Annotated in this window: 14 protein-coding genes and 1 pseudogene; 6 read left to right on the top strand and 9 right to left on the bottom strand. The window is 59.2% G+C overall.

All coding sequences use genetic code 11. The features are described 5' to 3' along the window. Window position 1 precedes the first annotated feature (1 nt). Entirely contained in the window at window positions 2-2173 is a 2172-nt protein-coding gene (locus AOC05_RS18175; protein WP_062009014.1) for a catalase, read from the bottom strand. Between the two features lie 1918 nt (window positions 2174-4091). On the opposite strand from AOC05_RS18175, the gene AOC05_RS18170 reads away from it, so the two are divergent. The 3 genes from AOC05_RS18170 to AOC05_RS18160 all read left to right on the top strand — a co-directional run bounded on the left by AOC05_RS18170 (window position 4092) and on the right by AOC05_RS18160 (window position 5875). Then, window positions 4092-4562: a hypothetical protein gene (locus tag AOC05_RS18170; RefSeq protein WP_062009011.1), complete on the top strand. Its 471-nt coding sequence runs from the start codon at window positions 4092-4094 to the stop codon at window positions 4560-4562. A 440-nt stretch (window positions 4563-5002) separates the two neighbouring features. Further along, entirely contained in the window at window positions 5003-5581 is a 579-nt protein-coding gene (locus tag AOC05_RS18165; RefSeq protein ID WP_335337605.1) for an HAD-IA family hydrolase, read from the top strand. A 99-nt stretch (window positions 5582-5680) separates the two neighbouring features. Continuing rightward, entirely contained in the window at window positions 5681-5875 is a 195-nt protein-coding gene (locus tag AOC05_RS18160; protein WP_062009009.1) for a hypothetical protein, read from the top strand. Window positions 5876-5964: 89 nt separating this feature from the next. Here the strand turns inward: AOC05_RS18160 and AOC05_RS18155 are convergent, their stop codons facing one another. The 3 genes from AOC05_RS18155 to AOC05_RS18145 all read right to left on the bottom strand — a co-directional run bounded on the left by AOC05_RS18155 (window position 5965) and on the right by AOC05_RS18145 (window position 8626). After that, window positions 5965-6876: a Rieske 2Fe-2S domain-containing protein gene (locus tag AOC05_RS18155; RefSeq protein WP_231687147.1), complete on the bottom strand. Its 912-nt coding sequence runs from the start codon at window positions 6874-6876 to the stop codon at window positions 5965-5967. A 70-nt stretch (window positions 6877-6946) separates the two neighbouring features. Continuing rightward, a complete protein-coding gene (locus tag AOC05_RS18150; protein ID WP_062009007.1) occupies window positions 6947-7192 on the bottom strand; it encodes a DUF4235 domain-containing protein in 246 nt (81 codons plus the stop codon). Window positions 7193-7525: 333 nt separating this feature from the next. Beyond that, window positions 7526-8626, bottom strand: a complete 1101-nt coding sequence (locus AOC05_RS18145; RefSeq protein ID WP_157375036.1) for an FUSC family protein — start codon at window positions 8624-8626, stop codon at window positions 7526-7528. A 571-nt stretch (window positions 8627-9197) separates the two neighbouring features. Between AOC05_RS18145 and AOC05_RS18140 the strand changes: the two genes are divergently transcribed. Then, a complete protein-coding gene (locus tag AOC05_RS18140) occupies window positions 9198-9680 on the top strand; it encodes a pyridoxamine 5'-phosphate oxidase family protein (RefSeq protein WP_062009003.1) in 483 nt (160 codons plus the stop codon). A 513-nt stretch (window positions 9681-10193) separates the two neighbouring features. On the opposite strand, the gene AOC05_RS18135 is transcribed toward AOC05_RS18140, so the two are convergent. From AOC05_RS18135 to AOC05_RS20615, 4 genes are all read right to left on the bottom strand, one after another. After that, window positions 10194-11366, bottom strand: coding sequence for a zinc-dependent alcohol dehydrogenase (locus AOC05_RS18135; RefSeq protein WP_062009001.1), 1173 nt, complete (start codon window positions 11364-11366; stop codon window positions 10194-10196). Between the two features lie 481 nt (window positions 11367-11847). Next, a complete protein-coding gene (locus AOC05_RS18130; RefSeq protein WP_062010018.1) occupies window positions 11848-12291 on the bottom strand; it encodes a hypothetical protein in 444 nt (147 codons plus the stop codon). 123 nt (window positions 12292-12414) lie between these two features. Beyond that, window positions 12415-12801 (bottom strand): hypothetical protein, encoded by a 387-nt coding sequence (locus tag AOC05_RS20620; protein ID WP_335337604.1) that lies wholly within the window; start codon window positions 12799-12801, stop codon window positions 12415-12417. Window positions 12802-12907: 106 nt separating this feature from the next. After that, the gene (locus AOC05_RS20615) at window positions 12908-13564 is read right to left on the bottom strand and encodes a Ku protein (protein ID WP_335337603.1); all 657 of its coding nucleotides are present in this window, start codon (window positions 13562-13564) and stop codon (window positions 12908-12910) included. Window positions 13565-13674: 110 nt separating this feature from the next. Here AOC05_RS20615 and ligD (AOC05_RS20610) point away from each other — a divergent pair. Beyond that, window positions 13675-14631: pseudogene (gene ligD, locus AOC05_RS20610) on the top strand (non-homologous end-joining DNA ligase). A 36-nt stretch (window positions 14632-14667) separates the two neighbouring features. After that, window positions 14668-16251 carry a non-homologous end-joining DNA ligase gene (ligD, locus tag AOC05_RS20605; RefSeq protein ID WP_335337602.1) on the top strand — a complete coding sequence of 528 codons (1584 nt, stop codon included), beginning with the start codon at window positions 14668-14670 and terminating at the stop codon, window positions 16249-16251. 385 nt (window positions 16252-16636) lie between these two features. On the opposite strand, the gene AOC05_RS18115 is transcribed toward ligD (AOC05_RS20605), so the two are convergent. Next, window positions 16637-17275, bottom strand: coding sequence for a ferritin-like domain-containing protein (locus tag AOC05_RS18115; protein WP_157375035.1), 639 nt, complete (start codon window positions 17273-17275; stop codon window positions 16637-16639). Between the last annotated feature and the right edge of the window lie 423 nt (window positions 17276-17698).

The following is a 17698-nucleotide window of genomic DNA, read 5'->3' as shown; positions in this document are numbered from 1 at the left end:
GTCAGGCTTGGGTCGCGAAGCGTTGCCAAATGCGATGTCGTTCCAAGAGGGTGGCGAGGGCGGGGACGACTTCATCCGGGTTGCCCTGGACAATGCCTTCGGCATCCACGTCCACGCCAGCAGCCTTGAGGACATCCTGAGTGCTGCCCCACCCGCCGATGGCCTTGGCATGGCGGAAAGCCTCCGCGACCATCACCTTCACGCGCTCGTCGATGGGGATGTGCTGTCCTGTTTCTGATCCAGCGCCGGCGGATGTAGCAAGGAGCAGAGCGTCGAACTCGACCGATCGTGCTGAGGCGTACGTCCTTTGGACGGGTTCGCTGGTTCCTTGCAGGGTCCCACCCACAGGTGCCACCAAGAGTGCGAGCATCCCGGCTGCAGCTATCGCATCCCGGGCCTCGAGCACCCGTTGAGGGTCGCTACCGGCGTCCGTGACGATTCCGATGACACGACCGGCCACCGGCCACGTACCGCCGATTTGGGATACGGCGGGACTGGTAGCCTCCGAGGTGGGTTCCTGTTCGGGTTCGGGCGCCGAAAGGCCCAGACCTGTTGCGACTTCGCTGCACAAGCCCGCGTCGATGTTGGCCAGTGCCGCCAACTGCCGTTCCCGAATGACCTGTTCGTAGCATTTGCCAAGTTCAAAAGTGTAGGCCTCCACGACGTGGGCCTGCTCGGTGGCAGAGAGACTGCGGTAGAACAAGGTCGCTTGGGAGTAATGGTCACTAAAAGAGGCAGGATTAGCTCGAACCTTGGCCGCACTTTCAACTGGCTGGGGAAAGTCAATGAACGCCCCGGCGTCTGCTCCGGCATGGAAGGGGCAGCCGCCGTCGAGCGAATTAGGCTTGTAGGGGGCCACCCCGATGTAATCAGCGCTCTGGTGCATACCGTCACGCAGCATGTCATTGACGGGTGCATGGGGCCGATTGATGGGAAGTTGGCCGAAATTTGGTCCACCCAAGCGGCTGATTTGTGTGTCGAGGTAGGAAAACAACCGGCCTTGCAACAACGGATCGTTCGTGACGTCGATTCCAGGCACCAAGTGGCCCGGATGGAAGGCAACTTGCTCTACTTCGGCGAAATAATTCTTCGGATTGGCGTTTAGCGTCATCCGACCCAGCATCTGCACCGGTGCAAGTTCCTCCGGTACGAACTTGGTGGGGTCAAGCAGGTCGATTCCTTCAAACATCTCGTCATCGGTGTCCGGGAACACTTGGACTCCCAGTTCCCACGACGGATAGTTTCCTGATTCGATGGCATCGGCCAGATCCCGGCGGTGAAAGTCAGGATCCATGCCATTGACGATCTGGGCTTCCTCCCATACCAAGGAATGGACCCCCTGTGCAGGCTTCCAGTGGAACTTCACCAGGGTGGACTTTCCCTCTTCGTTGATCAGACGGAAAGTGTGGACACCGAAACCCTCCATCATCCGAAATGAGCGGGGAATGCCCCTATCGGCCATGAACCATATCGTGTGGGCCTGGGCTTCAGTGTGCAGGGACACGAAGTCCCAAAAAGTATCGTGGGCGCTTTGTGCCTGCGGGATCTCCCGATCCGGGTGGGGTTTGGCAGCGTGGACGACATCCGGGAACTTGATCGCATCCTGGATGAAGAAGACGGGGATGTTGTTGCCGACCAAGTCAAAGGTGCCCTCATCGGTGTAGAACTTCACCGCGAAGCCCCGGGTGTCCCTGACCGCATCAGCTGAACCACGGGAGCCTACGACGGTGGAGAACCTGACGAACACCGGAGTCTCCACCCCGGCAGCGAGAAAACCCGCTTTGCTCAATCCTGTCCCGGTACCGTACGACTCAAAGACACCGTGGGCGCCAGCTCCGCGTGCGTGCACCACACGCTCGGGGATCCGTTCATGGTCGAAGTGGGTGATCTTTTCCCGCAGATGATGGTCCTGCAAAAGCGTCGGCCCACGCCTTCCAGCCTTGAGCGAATGATTCGTATCCGCCAGCCGACCGCCTTGCGCCGTGGTGAGGTAATCTCCGGCCTGGGCTCGTGAACCCTCAGGTTCTCCAGTCGGTGTGCCAGTAGGTGAAACAAGCTCCGGACCGTGCTGGTCAGGCTTTGGCGGCACCGGCTTACGGGGCTCCGTTGGCTCCTCCAACTTGGGCGTCTGGACCGACGGTGCGCCCGGAATGTTCTCTTTGGGATTGGTCATGTTGCCTCCATAACGTGGATTCGAGGTGCCCAACAGCTCCAGAATGTACCCCAAGGGCCCCGGCGTCAAGGGGCCTGACCAGCCTCGTTGCTCTGCTGCTCTGGGGCGCTCTCCACGCCAAAGTCGTCCCTAACCCAACAAGCCGCCATCACCCCGGCTGTGCCTTCGAACTTCGCGCCCGCGGTCGAGGCAACGCCACGAAACACGTGTACCATACGGGACGGAGAGACCGTCAGCAAACATTGCCGCAGGCAGGCTCTGCTGTACCGGGACACTGGATGGTGCGGGGATACCTCGGGGCAGCACTGGGGGTAACGTGGTCACCCAACCATCGAAAGAGCTCCCGTTGGCAGGACAAAGAGTCAGTAAAAGGCTCTTAAGTGCGCCGCCTTTTAGTGCTCAGCGCGGTACGTCAAGCTGGAAGCCGCATCGGCATTTGAGCACGCGGGTTTCCAGCGGAATCCTGACATCTGGGCTCCCACCAGTGCCGGCCGGGTTCCCGAGATCGGAAACGTTTTCGCCAACTTCATTCATGGGTTCCCCGCAGTGAACGTAGTGATGACTAAAATAAAGCACTCCCCGGGATGAATCGCACTTGTTGAGCAACTGTGCGACCTGACGGACAGTCGCGTCATGGGCGCAAAAGGCATCACAGGCCGAACATGAATACTCAACGGAGACCAGCCCAGGCACTGCCGGCTTGGTGGCTTCAAGTCTCTCGATAATCAGATCATCCGCCCTGCCACACCCCGTGCACACCAACGCCGGGAACGCAGCATCGTCGGTTCCACCGGAAAGATTAGCAACTGGCACTGTTACCATCATTCCTCCTTATTAACGACTCCACGAGCCTGCCTTCAGACCTGCCCAATTCTCGTGAAAGTCGAAGGCAAAAATCCAACACACGATGGGAAAACTCGGTCTATGACCAGAGCCCGCCCCTTCCCACACCATCCTGATTGTGCCAAAATAATATCTCCCCACGCCAGCCGGATCAAACACCAAACCCAACCTTTGGAATCCCCAGACCGGGCCAGAAGCTGCTATCTCCCCTCCGTCCGCGCTGTGAAAATGCTGCTTCGTACTATCCTGGGCGGTACTCGCAGTAATCAAATATTTTTGAGAGGGCCGGGGACGCCTTAGCCCCCGGGCAGGACCGGCAAGGTTCTCCTTGAGGATGGAATAGGAGACGGCTGAATGGTGCAGTAGAGACCCCGAACGTTCAGTACTCCCGGAGGTCTTCGGGTTCGGTGGCCATGAGGGATTCATGGAATGGGTAAAGCTTTTCGGCCTGTTCCATCAGCTCAAATGCTGTTCGTGCGAGATCTTCTGTGTCTTCGTAAGGCTTGATGAGGACTTCCTTTGGAATCGGTTGGGTAGGCCTTCATCGCTAGTTGATACAGGTCAAGCAACTCACCGCGCATCACTGGCGGTCCGGAGATACCAATGTCAGGTGCGTGCGCAGCCCATCGTCCCCTGTCCGGGCGGAAACATAATCAGTGGACGTAAATGCTGCCCTCCATGGTGGGCGACACGCTTGGCGGAAATGGTTCCACCAAGCCTGTCTGAGCTCTGACATTTTTGAACAAGTTCTTGTTGCAAGATACTGCAACAAAAACCCCGCCGAAAGTGCCGCCGCGTAACGGCGTCGGCAATACAGCGTGGACGTCGTCTTGACAGATGACCCTGTCCATCCCCGAAAACTGATTGACCATCCAGCCTGGCACGCCCCTGATTGATGCCACCTCCGACGGTTCAGGTATAAAGCGGTGCGCACCGAGGGGAAATGTCTGTGCCCGGAACACTGGAAGGACCCCTGCCATGTGGTTACAGTGGGAACAGGTTCCGGACCTTTGAAGGGTGAATGCCGCTTTGAGGCGTCCTTCACATTAAATCAGAGACGACCAAGGAGAGCACGATGAGCAACGACAACGGCACCGAATCCGCATCTTCCCCCGCCGAAGATGAACACATGAAGGGACAGGCGCCCCGCGAATCCGGCTACGGCGCCCCCGCCCCGGAAGATGAAGTAGCTCCCGATGCGGCCACGAACCCAGGACCGGCCGACCCTAGAGTCGACGGGCAGCAGACGGATGAGCAGGCACTTGACGCCGACCGTGGCCTGGGTATGCCGGAGCCGAATTTCGCTGACAATGAGGATGCCGGGAGCGATGGGGAACTGGGCGCCGGCCGGCTTGGCGGTACCGATGAGCAATTTCGCGACGAAATGGCCATGGCCCCGGATGCCGCGCGCAGTGAAGCTGGCGAGGACACGCCGATTGAGGCCCCTTCCACGGAGGCTCCCCTGAAGGAGGATAACGCCGGGCCGACCCGAGCCGGGCGGGAGTCCTTTTCCTCGGAAACCGACGAGGACGCCTCCGGGGAATAGACCGCCCGACCAACTCGTACTCGTCAACAGCAAAACGCACCACGGCCACGGCGCAGGCGGGGGGCGGATCACAGCTTTGGGTTTTCTTGCTGCCCCGGAACAAACAGACGGACGATTCTGAGAATTCCTCAAGCTATGGATCGTTTGATGCTGGTGGGGGCGTAATGTGCCGCAGCTGATGTGTTGTTCTTGGCAGGATGAGGCATCCGACGAAGACTCAAGAGACGCCCCGTGGTCGGACAGGAGCGAGGTGTAAGCCTTCGCCATTGATCGGGTGCTGGCGAATGGATCCGACGAAAGAGTCGCACCGATGAAGGGAAGAAAACATGACCGGAAAAACCCGGTGTGCTGTCTTGTTTGACGTTGATGGCACTCTTGTCGATTCCACCTAGCTCCATGCCGTTTCTTGGTGGCAGGCCTTTCGCCATTACGGTTTCACCGTGCCATCTTCCGGGCTCCACCGGGCCATTGGCATGGGAGGCGATGAACTGGTACGGCACTTTTTGGGCGAGGTCTCCGATGGGCAGGTGGAGAAGCTCAAAAGTTCCCATGACGCGATCTTCTCCACCCACTGGCCTGCGCTGGTTGCTTTCCACGGAGCTAAGGATCTTCTGATCCGGTGCTCCGAAGCGGGACTGGGCGTCGTCCTCGCCTCGTCAGCGAAAGAGGAAGAACTCGAGGTTTTGCGCAAGGTCATGGACGCGGATGCTGTCATATCAGCCGCGACAAGCTCCTCAGATGCGGAGCTGGGGAAGCCCGCCCCTGACATCATTGCCGCAGCGCTGGAGGCAGCTGGGGTTGACGCCGATCATGCCGTCTTCGTTGGCGATGCCGTCTGGGACGCTTCCGCCAGCGAGAAATTGGGGGTTCCCATGATCGGTGTGAGCAGCGGGGGAACCAGCGCGGGTGAATTGCTTGAGGCCGGTGCCGTGGAGGTCTACCGTGATGTACAGGCCCTCCTCGACAGCTTTGACGCCAGTGCGCTGGGACAGCTGATTTCCCGAACCCTACGGCCGTAAGCCCCGACATAAGGACGACTTGAACAGTCGACCGTCACCACTACCACCGATAGAGTCGCCGACCGAGGCGCATCATCCACCTTCACATCTAGGAGTGACATGACACCGTTAGACGCTACAGCCAAGGAAACTACCCCGGATGATGGGAACACGCCGGAGTCAACGAATACCGCGCCCCGGAAAACAAGTCAAAAGGACGCTGCCGAGCTGCCCGATGGATCGGGCACCGATAAGCCACGGGAGAGCGGGGACCAAGGTCAGGAAAGCGGTGAACAAGGCTTCGATGCCGGGTAGCCGGCCGGAAGTCGGCCGACCTCCAAGACGAGTGCAAGCTTCCAGTGCTGCCCTCATGGCCTTCGTGCTGGGCAGAGCCCGGACCCGAGTTAGCCCGCGTGGGGGAGGGAAACTTCCACCATGCCATTCACGACCCGGGTCTTAAAGGCCGCTTGCGGGGATGTGGCCGGCCCTCCCATAACTTGGCCTGTGGCGAGGGAGAATCGGCTGTGGTGCCAGGGGCATTCCACGCAGGGGTCGCCGTTGACGTCCGTAACCGTGCCCTCGCTGAGCGGGCCGGAAAGGTGGGAGCACTCATTGGAGATGACTGCAATGTTCTCGTTCGCGGATCGCCACACTATGACAGGGACGTTGCCGACCATGCGTCTTTGTAGCTTCCCCGTCGTAAATTCTCCTACCTCTCCTACACGGTGCCATCCCGGGGCAACGAGGTGCGGGACCGCTTCGGCGTGGTTCGCACCTGCGGCCTGGCGGTAGGCCAGCTGTCCGCCCAGCGTCCCGCCGACGGCAATGGTGGCCAGTCCCAGAGTCGATGCAATGGTCCCCGCCCGGATGCGCCCGCAGCACCGCAACACCAAGGACGTGCCGAACAGCAGTGTCCCTGTGGCGTTGGCGGCTGAATGGACCACTCCCACGCGCTGTTGCTGTGGGTGGAGTTCCAGCCAGTCCGCCCACCCCGAGAGAACTGCTGGCGCCGCGCTCAGCACCCCGATGGCGATCAGGACACGCGAGGCTTTTCCGGCCCCAGGGACGAAGTCAAGGACGACGGCCGAAGTCCACGCCCCGATGGGCAGCTGCACCGCCATGGGGTGGAGGGGGTGGCCCGTCGGCACCCCGTGGAGCACGTCCTTGACGTTCCCGGTGCGAATGACTTTCCGGAGCGCCGTTTGAAGGACCGCGGCCACGCCGTCGAGGTATTCAGCGTTCTCCAAGGCGTCCAGCGCTTTGAAGGGCAAAAATACTTTCATCATGACCTCCGAATTATCTGGCGTGATCTCCACTCCAGGTGGTCTAGACAGAAATGCTCTCAGTGATCACCGTGACTGTGCGGCCTATCCTGCGTAGCTGTCGCTACTTCTCGAGCTTTAGGGTGGCTTTCTTGGCTGCGCGTTGTGTCAGGACCTCAATGACGGCTCCGGTGAGAGCGGTGAAAAGCGCAAAAACAAGCACTCCTGGCAGGGAGTTGTTGAGGTTCTTGGCATCTTTGGGCGGCGCGTTTCCGGTGCCTTTGCGCCATGCCGTCTCGAGCCCTTTCCGGGCAAGAGCGCCGGCTCCCAGGCTCGCCCCGAAGCTGAGGAGCTTAATCAAAATTTTCATAGGCCTTCTCCCCTACGTTCGGTCTGTTGGTTCATGCTCCCATCCTTGCCAATATCCCGCTCGTAAACAAGGTCCCTCCATTGAGGATGAACACCAACGCCACGCACCGAGGGACCGAGACCCTGCACAGGCCCAAGTTAGATACGTGGGGGCGATCGGATGCGCCCACGCTTAACCAGTTGCCGGCCTGATACACGGTACCCGGTCGTACTCAGTGCCCGCTGATTCCTGTCGACGATGGTTCACCAGCACGGTGAAGCCGCGAAACGTTCCTCCTGTTATTCCTCCTGGCTGTCAATACCGGCGGTGACAGTTTTCTGGAATCCACGACGGTCACTCAGGGATGAGGCCGGTTTCCGATGCCAGTAGCCGTTGCTGAAGCGCCGCCAGTATCCGTTGGATGTCCAGGGCTATCGCGACTCCCGGTTCGAGCGACGGAACATCGTTTGATTCTCGGGCAGCGAGAACAGTGGTGAAGTTTGCAAGGCGTCGTTGGGCTGCCTCAAACGCGTCCTGGACCTTGGTGTTTTCTTCCCAAGCAAGTAACACCCCTGCGGTGGCCTCCATGCAGTTGCTCAACGGCCCGCACAATTCGGTATCCAATGCCACATCCAATGGGGTCCCCCAGATGGCGGCCGCCAAAACTTCCGAAAGGTCGCGGATGTGGAAGGTGATGACTTCCAATACTGCGAGATCGTTATAGCCCTCACTGACGACACGATGCGTGGCCCTCAACAAGCCTCGGGGGTTCGCCCGATGGCTTTCCCTCGCTTCGTGGACTGCACCACGGATCTCGCTGACGGAATCTTCCAAGGCGTACCCGCGCGCGGCCCATTCCTCATGTTCCGGAGGCCACTGCTCCACGAGAGCCTTTGCCATGTCCTGGAGTTGGCGAATAAGTACCTCTCGTCCCCGTGAAATCTGTGCCAGCGCAGCACCATGCGTCAACGGGGGGAAAATCGCCACGTTCACGGCAAGTCCCACCAGCACGCCCATCCCCATTTGCACAGCGTAGCCAACGGAAAACGCGTCAACGCCGCTCTGGCCGTCAATGATCAGTACGAGCAACGTCGCCACCGGTACGTACTCGCGCCCTGCCCCCAACCGTGGCGAACCAGCCAACAACACGCCCAGCCCCACGGCAAGAGAGATGGTGACGATATTGGGATGGCCAAGCAGCAGCACACCACCGCCCACCCCTATGCCGAGCAACAGGCCAAGGAGCGTCTGAAAACCAGTCCGGACGGATCCTATGAACGTGGGGTACATGCTCACCAAGGCCCCAAGCGGGGCGTAATACGGGTATTTGTCAGCCACGCCAGGCATGTGGGGCGCCAAAAACCATGCTATCCCCACGGCAAGGGCAGCCTTGATCGACAGCAAGACCCGTTGTCCGTTGACAGTGGACTTCGCCCACACTCTAAAAACACTCACCAGGGCATCCTTTGGAGACCACTCTCTAATCCGACACCCGGTCCTGCAGCAATGTGGCCGTGCCGGGCCACTACCACGATGACCGGAGAACCGCTCGTTCGTCAAGCGGGACTGGAGCACCCTGGAACACTGCAAATCGTTGGGCGACGCCTAAGAAGCTTCAACGATGCCTGTATTTCCACTTGTGTGGCCTTCGTCCGTCGAACCCCGTTCCCCCAACCGCGCTCGGCAAGTATTGCCCTCCACGTGCCCCGCAAATGTCCCCTCCACGTCGTCTGGGCCTGCCGCAAAGTCAGATTCCAAGCCGGCCGTTGTGCTTGCGTTCGTCACAGGTATGAGGGTGGCCAACCTCATTTTTTATGCATGGGCGACCCGCTGATCTCCCGGATCAAGCGCCGTTCTCGAACACGGGATCTTGGCTGTTGGCCAGCGTGGGTGATATCGTCGCCGGAGTTGGTGGTGATACCACCCAAACGAAAAGAGGAGCACCCAGTTGAGCCCGTACACCTCCCCCGTACGGAGCGCGCTATTGTGGTCCCTGATAATGCAGCGCGAGGAAAGGATCGAACACATGTCAACGAACGAGAATCGGCAAAAAGTATTCAAAATCATCAATGACAACCCTGTGTGCATGCTTACCGTCAGCGGGTCAAAGGACGCCCTCTTCAGCCGCCCCATGACGGTGGTCAAGACCGAAGATAACGGGGAGTTGTGGTTCTTCACCTCTTCCACCAGCGCAGCCGTGGAAGAGATCGGCACCGAATCAAAGGTCAACCTCTCCTTTAGCGCCAAAAGCGAATGGCTCTCCGTGCATGGTTCTGCCGTCGTGATCACCAGCGAGCCCAAAGCTCGCGAGATGTGGAACCAAGCAGTTGCCGCGTTCTTCCCGGAAGGGCCTGAATCACCCGCAGTGTCGTTGATTCGGGTACGTCCCGAAGGAGCACAATACTGGGACTCCCCCGGCGGACCGGTCACCATGGCCGTCGAATGGGCCAAGTCACGGCTGTCAGGGACACAAATCAATGCAGGGGAAAGCAACACCGTGGACCTGTAGAGCCCAACTCAGCCTGCCGCCACGGGGACCGGCAAGGCACTCCGACCGCTTTCTCCCGTCAGCAAAGAACAAACCCGCCGCCTCCGGTCGGGAACTGCCTAGGATGATGGCTTGGCCAACAGGAATTCTCCGCATCCCAAGCCCTCATCCACACGACGACAACTGCTGTGGCAAGCCCATGAGGAATCCCCAACAAAAATGCTCACCCGTTTGGACTGCTCCGATGCCGTCTGAACCTGGAGATCACGCCTGCATGGAGCGCAGATTGCAGGCCCTCACACCAATCCGTCGGATCCAGCAACTCTAGAATGAAACGAGCACTGCAGGACTTGAACGTCCGGTTCAGGCCAAGCCCCCTCGTGGGCCATCAAACACGTACCCACATGCCTTACAGCACTCCGGAATTATGCGCTTGGACCAAGGAGAACCCCACCCCCTGGGGGCGTGAACGCCAGGCTGCGTCAGCCCCCCCCCCTCACCAACGCGCCGGGCAAGAATGGGAGCAGGCGACTTTCAGGGTTGGAGCACGACCTTGATACAGCCGTCCTGTTTCTTTTGGAACGTTTCGTACAACTCCGGCCCCCGCGAGAGCGGAACGGTGTGTGTGACCAGATCATCAAGCCCCAGTGGATCGGCGGCATCCTCGGCAAAGGGGAGAAGCGTCTCGGTCCAGCTGCGAACATTGCATTGTCCTTCTCGCAATTGGATTTGCTTGTCGAACATGTCAACCAAGGGCATCGGGGTGGCTTGCCCGGCATAGACTCCACTAAGTGAAATAGTTCCCCCTCGGCGAACCGCGGCAATGGCACTGTGGAGGACCGAGGTTGGATCCACCGAAATGGTTTCCATGGCCTTCTGAGCGACTTTGTCCGGCAGTAGTCCGGTTGCTGTCTGCATTGCCTTCGCACCCGCGGATCCGTGTGCCTCCATTCCCACGGCATCGAGGATCGAATCGGGCCCGCGTTGGGTCATTTCTTGCAGCTCGGCAACCAGGTCCTTGGAAAAATCCAGGACCTCCACGCCGTGACGGGCCGCCATCGCCCTCCGCTCCGGGACAGGGTCGATCGCGATCACCCGGTGCCCCAGATGGACCCCGATCCGTGCGGCAAGCTGTCCAACGGGCCCCAACCCGAAAACTGCCAGTGTCCCTCCGTCAGGCACGTTTGCGTAGTCGACGCCCTGCCAGGCGGTCGGCAGAATATCTGAGAGGAACAAATACCTGTGGTCCGGCAGTTCCTTGCCGACCACCATCGCGCCGTAATCGCCGTGGGGCACGCGAAGGAACTCTGCCTGCCCGCCCGGCACACTACCGTACAGCTCGGAGTACCCCAGGAACTGCGCACCCTTGCCCTGGCTGCGGACCTGCGTCGTTTCACATTGGGACTGGAGGCCGCGTTCGCACATCCAGCAATGGCCGCAGGAAACATTGAAGGGGATCACCACGCGATCCCCGACCTTGACCCGGTGCACCGAGGAGCCAACTTCCTGGACAATGCCCATTGGCTCGTGTCCTACGATGTCCCCCGCCTGCATATATGGTCCCAGCAGCTCGTAAAGATGCAGGTCCGAACCGCAAATCGCAGTCGAAGTGACCTTGATGATGATATCGGTAGGTTCCTGGATCCGGGGGTCGGGGACCTCCGTATACTCAATGCTCCGCTTCCCTTGCCAAGTCAGCGCCTTCATCTCATCCCTCCGTTCCCGGTCACGTTTCCACCACATTCAAACACCGGTCCGCCGAGGATGGCAAGACCCTCAGGTGGGCGCCGCCCACCACCACACCGGACTCCGGGCCCGCACTACATGACATCCACCGGCCATCAGGACCCACGGCGGGCCAAAGACCAGGACAGCCACGCCGAAGGCACCATGTAAACGCTCGGAAGATGATACGCCGACCGTGGCCCAAGTCCTCCACCCTCCACGGTCAAACGAGCTGGCAGTGCCACTCTCACAGCATCACACCACGGGTCGGTCCAGACGTCTGTCCGAGAATGTCCTCGGGTCGGGGCAACCAAGATTCAACACCGCCTGAAATCCTTCGGAGACGATTCCCGCCCCACCCTCAACATCGACCGCCGCCCTTCCCTGGAGGTCAACACAATGGGCGTCGGTTCACATTGGATGCGCCTCAGTCCGTGGCGGGGGTGGGTGAGGGCTTGGTGCCCTAGGGCAGCGCCTCGTGGTGGGCAAGGCCGTGGGTACGACGGTCTTCTTTCATCTCCGCTTCAAACAAGTGCCTCTTTCCTTCAGCAAGAAGGGCACGCGCCTGTTCCTCGGCTGCCTTGAACGCGGAGTAGTACCCGTCGTCGTACTCTTCAACGATTTGGAAAGTCCATCGTCCGGTGATGACATTGCGACCCACGATGCGTTGGTCTATGTCCTGTGCCAGTTCCTCATGGCCAGCGTCGCGCAGCATCTGCACCGCCTCGCCCAAGGCCAAATCGGCCATACCAGTCAATCGGTGGAACCCATATAAAAGGCCCCTGGCATGTTCGACCACTTCAAGCGCCTCGGAGAGTTTCCCCAAGGCTTCCACAGTGGCATCGCTAACGTCGTTTCCTCGCACGTGGCTTTCGTCCGGGCCGTCATGAAGAGATCTCGTTCCCATATCCCACAGCATAAATGGACTCAAGGACTTGCGCGAGCGAGCGGTATGTCACTCCAAGGCAAAGTGCCGATCCATTGTCGTCTCTTATGCCCCTCAACCATCCAACGGCTGCCGGCTACAGTTTCAAGCGCGTTTCTTGGTCGACGGCGTGACACAGGCCTGCACCGGAACATTCGAGGCGGGGGATTTCTTGCCCGTAGCCCTATCGGGCGCAGTCTTTTCCCCGTTCGTTTTTCTGCTGTCCCCCTGTTTGGCGGTGTCCTTTTTACTCTTCGTCTTCTTGCCGGCGGCCTTGTTTTGCTTGGCTTGCTTCTTCGCGTCCGCCTTCTTACTGCCACTTTTTTTGGCGGTGTTCTTGTTGCCGGGTTCTTCGATCTCAGCCAATTTTTTAGCCGTGATTTTGGTGGTCTTCATGGAACCCTTGGCCTTTTTGTGCGGTTGTGTCTGTCTCAAGTGCGAGTTCGGCTCACGGGTGCGTTTTGCGTCGATGCTTCTCTTCAGGGCTTCCATGAGGTCTATGGCGTTGCCACCCGCTGTATGGTTGTTGGCGTCCTGATTTTCAAGGTCTCCGAAGGTGGCGGCGGTATCGAGTGCCTCTCCTTGCTTAAGCTTTTCCTCAATGAGTTTTTTTCAACTCGAGTTGATAGTCATCGACGAAGTCAGCCGGTCGGAAGTCTCCCCGGAATTGTTCCACCAAGGCTGCTGACATGTTGAGTTCTTGGGGACTGATTTTTGTTTTGGTAGGTATTTTTATGCTGTCTACGTCCCGTACTTCATCGTGCCAAAGGATCCCCTGGAGGATCAGCACGTGGTCTTTGACCCGTAAGGCTCCCAGCCGGGTCTTCTGCCGGAAGGCGAATTTTACGACCGCTGTCAGCTCGGTGTTTTCCAGTGTCTTGACCAAGAGGGAATAGGCCTTGGGAGATTTGGAATCAGGTTGCAGGTAGTAGCTGCGTTCCAACATGATGGGATCTATTTGATAATTGGAAACAAATTGAACCACATCGATCTCACGACTCTTTTCTGACGGCAGCGATTCCAGGTCTCCATCAGTGAGGACGACTGTTTCCTCACCATCGTCAAAGGCTTTGTCAATGTCGTCATAGTCAACCTTTTTCCCACACACATCACAGCGGCGCTGGTACCGGATGCGGCCACCATCTGCGTCATGGACCTGATGAAGGCTCACATCATGGTCTTCGGTCGCCCCGTAGGCTTTGACAGGAACATTGACGAGTCCGAAAGCAATGGAACCAGCCCAAATTGATCTCATGGCTCTAGTGAAACACCCTTGCCTGCTCCGAACCAAGGCCCTATCGCGGACGCTGCGGCAGTCCTCCCATCGGTTCACCAAGGTGGTGGAATCGGGATGGGGCGGACAGAATGAAGAAGAACACGGCAAAGTCATGGACGCAAGGGAACCAAATGACTCGTTCCAAAGATCAGCTAGTTAACGTCTCCGGCCGAAGGCTCAAGGTCAGCAATCTCGAAAAAGTCCTGTATCCCGAGACTGGAACGACCAAGGCCGAGGTCCTAGCTTACTTTTCCGACGTTGCCCACGTGCTAATCCCCCAAGCAGCATGGCGCCCGGCCACGCGCAAGCGGTGGGTCAACGGGGTGGGCACGGCGGACGTTCCAGGCCGGTTCTTCTTTCGAAAAGATCTGGAAAAGTCAGTCCCCGACTAGATACCCAGGGGCATGATCACCCACAAGAATCGCGTCAACAACTACCCGCTGGCTAACGACGCCGCCGTGCTGGCATGGTTCGGCCAGGTGGCCGCACTGGAAATCCATGTCCCCCAGTGGCGTTTCGACCCTGATGGCAATCCCTCCCCTCCGGATCGGATGGTATTGGATCTGGACCCGGGAGAAGGCGCCGGCTTACAAGAATGCGCTCAGACAGCGCTGCTGTGCCGAGACTTGCTCACGGGCATGCAACTGGATTCCTACCCGGTCACCAGCGGCTCCAAGGGCATCCACGTCTATGTTCCCTTGACGGGTGACCATACGTCCAAGGAGATCACCCAGGTCGCCCACGAACTGGCCAGGGCATTGGCAGCAGACCACCCGGATTTGGTGGTCTCTGACATGAAAAAGACCTTACGCGAGGGTCGGGTCCTGGTGGATTGGAGTCAAAATAGCGACGCCAAGACCACGATCTGTCCATACTCACTGCGGGGTCGGGCCCGGCCCACAGTGGCAGCCCCGCGTACTTGGGAAGAGATAGCCGCACCCGATCTCGATCAGCTGGATTATCGGGAGGTTGTGACACGGGTCAAGGAGGGTATCGACCCCATCGCTCCGCTGGGCTGGAAGCAGTCGCCGGGTATACCGCCATAGCAGAGGCGTGACGACCGGCTCGTGCAATACCGGTCAATGCGTCAAGCTGGGAAGACACCGGAGCCCGTACCTGATAAACCTTCCCCCCATTCGTCCTCCGATGCACCGATTTTCGTTATCCAGGAACACCACGCATCCCGGTTGCACTGGGACTTTCGTCTGGAACACTCCGGAGTATTGGTCTCTTGGGCTGTGCCGAAAGGCCCGCCCCTGGCATTCGGAGAGAACCGGCTCGCCGTCATGACAGAGGACCATCCACTGGGCTACGTATCCTTTCAAGGCACCATTCCCAAGGGACAATATGGGGCAGGGACCGTCACCATCTGGGACGCGGGCACCTGCACACTGGAAAAATGGCGGGAGGGAACGGAAATCATCGCAGTGCTCCATGGAAAGCCCAAGGGGGGCCTGGGCGGAGTCCCCCGACGCTACGCATTGATACACACCCCTGGCATGGGAGCAGGCAAGAAGTGGCTCATCCACTTGATGAAAGCCCAACCAAGCCCCGATGAGGCAGGCAACAACGCAGCCAACCGGGAAGACGTCCACGGGCGTGCTGGCCAAGCACCCGCGGGCACGCCGTCACAGGTGGAGATCCCTGAAGCCACGGTAACGACTTGGTCTGGGAAACGCCATGACCTACCCGCTCCCATGCTCGCCACGGCCGCCACCACGGCCGACATGGATCCAGAACACTCCTGGTCCCTGGAAATGAAATGGGACGGCATGCGGACCATCGCAGGCGTGGCCGACGGCGTAGTGACACTGGTTAGCAGAAATGGCAACAACGTGACCGAACAATATCCCGAACTACAAGAACTTGCTACGCTGACGGTCGATGACTCAGTCCTCGACGGCGAAATCATCGCACTCAACACCTTGGGAAGACCAGATTTTAGCCTGCTGCAACAGCGAATGAAACTCACTTCCAAACGCGAAATTGCAAAAAAGGTCCGCAAGGTCCCCGTACATTTAATGGTCTTCGACGCCCTGCAACTTGGCACTGAAAAAGCGGCCCAAGACGGGTCCGCTCCCCAAGTGCTGGTCCAAGAAAGTTATACGAAAAGACGGCACGCACTTTTTGCCACCGTAAGGGAAGGCACACACGTCCACCTCCCCCCGGCCCACACCGGAACCATCGAAGAAGCGGTGGCCACCAGCCATGACCTTGGACTCGAAGGAATCGTTGCGAAGAGAAACGACAGCCGCTACACCACAGGCCGAAGGAGCCCGGCTTGGCGAAAGATCAAGGACGAACGGCACCAAGAAGTCGTCATCATCGGCTGGCACAAGGGATCCGGATCCCGCCGAGACACCCTCGGATCACTGCTGCTGGCAGTCCATGACAGAGGACACCTTCACTACGTGGGCAGGGTCGCGTCGGGTTTCTCCACACCCCAGTTGAAAGCAGCAGCTGTATTACTGAAGAAAATCAGACGCAAAACCCCTCCAGCGAACGACGTCCCTGCAGCATCACAACGCGACGTTGTCTGGGTAACCCCACGACTCGTCGGAGAAGTGAAGTTCACCGAGAAAACCCGCGATGGCAGGCTCCGCCACCCAAGTTGGCGCGGCTGGCGCCCGGACAAAGCCGCAGAAGACGTCCACTGGGAATTCTAGCCATCCGTCCCCACGCATCAACCAGGCAGTGTCGCCGGGGCCTTGGGCACGAGACGTCCAAAAACGTACTCGCCCGCACCCCGATGCCGTGAGAAACGAAGTCCGGAGCCCATCCTGCAGCTACAAAGCTTCAGGCATGTAAGCGATGGCTGTGGGTGCAAAGATGTGTCCAGCTGACAGGCGTTCCTTCCAACACCGCCAACGATACGGCCGTGGCTCACCTTTCCTCCGGCGCAGCGCGATTGAGCACGACTCACGGCACCTGGTTGACCGAGTTTGCTGACTGGATTCGTTCAGTCCGTGGCTGTCCGATCGTGCCCGGTACTCACTGAGGCCGGTCAGAGACGCCCCCGGTGGGGCGGAGTCCATGCTGCCCTGCACATCTCTAAAAGCTGGAGGGCGGCACGAAAGGCGGAATTCCGGTGGTGGTGAAGTGCCCTGTTTCGTCGTCGCCGGCCGGTGGTTCTCCGGCCGCGGCGCGCATGTCCAAAATGGCGATGCCGTCCCGGGCGATGGCCTTGGTGACCTCTTTAATCTTGACGATGGCAGCCATTTCCTGTTCCAGGTTCTGTCGTAGCAATGCCACCACGTCGGCGGCGCCACGCGCTTGGGCATGGGCGATCAGGGTTTCATAGAAAGCGGTTTCGTAATGCTCGGTCTCCAAGGCACCGGCGAGGACCACGGCATCGACCAGGGACTCATCCGTCGTCACTGTGGTTGACTTCGCCTCTTTGGCCAGTCCCTTCGTCATCGGCGAGGGCGAATCGTTCACATCTTCGCCCAACAGCATAAAGCACTGCTTCAAATTCTCTATTTGCTGACGGGTCTCGTGGGCGTGCTCGGCAAAAAGATCCTTAAGTTCGCGCCGCACGGCCGTCTGCTCCAGATCGCCAAGCATTTCCAAGGAGTAATGCTCCATGGTCAGCGCAGCTCCGAGCTTGTAGCTAAAGATTTCCTCGGCGCTGGTGAAATGTTCAAACACGGCATAACCTCCATACTCGTTGATTTCTGGCGTGTCCGGCACGGGAGAGGCGCCACGAACGTGGTGGCCACCAGGCCCTCCGCCTGACCGGCCCACCGCCTCCGAGCCACCACCGACACCCAACGGGCACTATCAATCCCTCTCGCCGACGGAAGATACAGCAGTGGCCCTAAAGAAACGGACCATGGCACAAAAATAGCAACAGACGAACCCACCATCACGGAGTTTGGCAGGACGCAGTGGTTCTCTGTGAAAGCTAGGCGTCACAGGCCAAACCCGAAGTTTTCTTGCAAGGCATCAGTTTGAGACGCCGCGCCCGCACTTACGGATGACGGGTGACGAGATAGCTAAATCTCAAAAATGGAACCAATAACAAGACAAACACCAGCCACTCCCCCGCACCGTCCACTCGAGATGCAGATCGCCGAATATCCGCGGTCTGTGTTGGCCTCGAAAATTCTCAAC

Source organism: Arthrobacter alpinus (assembly GCF_001294625.1).
Lineage (GTDB): Bacteria > Actinomycetota > Actinomycetes > Actinomycetales > Micrococcaceae > Specibacter > Specibacter alpinus_A.
Note: the sequence above shows the minus strand (reverse complement) of the source record. Positions and strands in the feature narration are given on the sequence as shown.

Bases quoted from the DNA above. Each gene is read 5' to 3' on its own strand.
- AOC05_RS18175 (WP_062009014.1), bottom strand. From the start codon at position 2,173: ATGACCAATCCCAAAGAGAACATTCCGGGCGCACCGTCGGTCCAGACG.
- AOC05_RS18170 (WP_062009011.1), top strand. From the start codon at position 4,092: ATGAGCAACGACAACGGCACCGAATCCGCATCTTCCCCCGCCGAAGAT.
- AOC05_RS18160 (WP_062009009.1), top strand. From the start codon at position 5,681: ATGACACCGTTAGACGCTACAGCCAAGGAAACTACCCCGGATGATGGG.
- AOC05_RS18150 (WP_062009007.1), bottom strand. From the start codon at position 7,192: ATGAAAATTTTGATTAAGCTCCTCAGCTTCGGGGCGAGCCTGGGAGCC.
- AOC05_RS18140 (WP_062009003.1), top strand. From the start codon at position 9,198: ATGTCAACGAACGAGAATCGGCAAAAAGTATTCAAAATCATCAATGAC.
- AOC05_RS18135 (WP_062009001.1), bottom strand. From the start codon at position 11,366: ATGAAGGCGCTGACTTGGCAAGGGAAGCGGAGCATTGAGTATACGGAG.
- AOC05_RS18130 (WP_062010018.1), bottom strand. From the start codon at position 12,291: ATGGGAACGAGATCTCTTCATGACGGCCCGGACGAAAGCCACGTGCGA.
- AOC05_RS20620 (WP_335337604.1), bottom strand. From the start codon at position 12,801: ATGGAAGCCCTGAAGAGAAGCATCGACGCAAAACGCACCCGTGAGCCG.
- AOC05_RS20615 (WP_335337603.1), bottom strand. From the start codon at position 13,564: ATGAGATCAATTTGGGCTGGTTCCATTGCTTTCGGACTCGTCAATGTT.
- ligD (WP_335337602.1), top strand. From the start codon at position 14,668: ATGCGTCAAGCTGGGAAGACACCGGAGCCCGTACCTGATAAACCTTCC.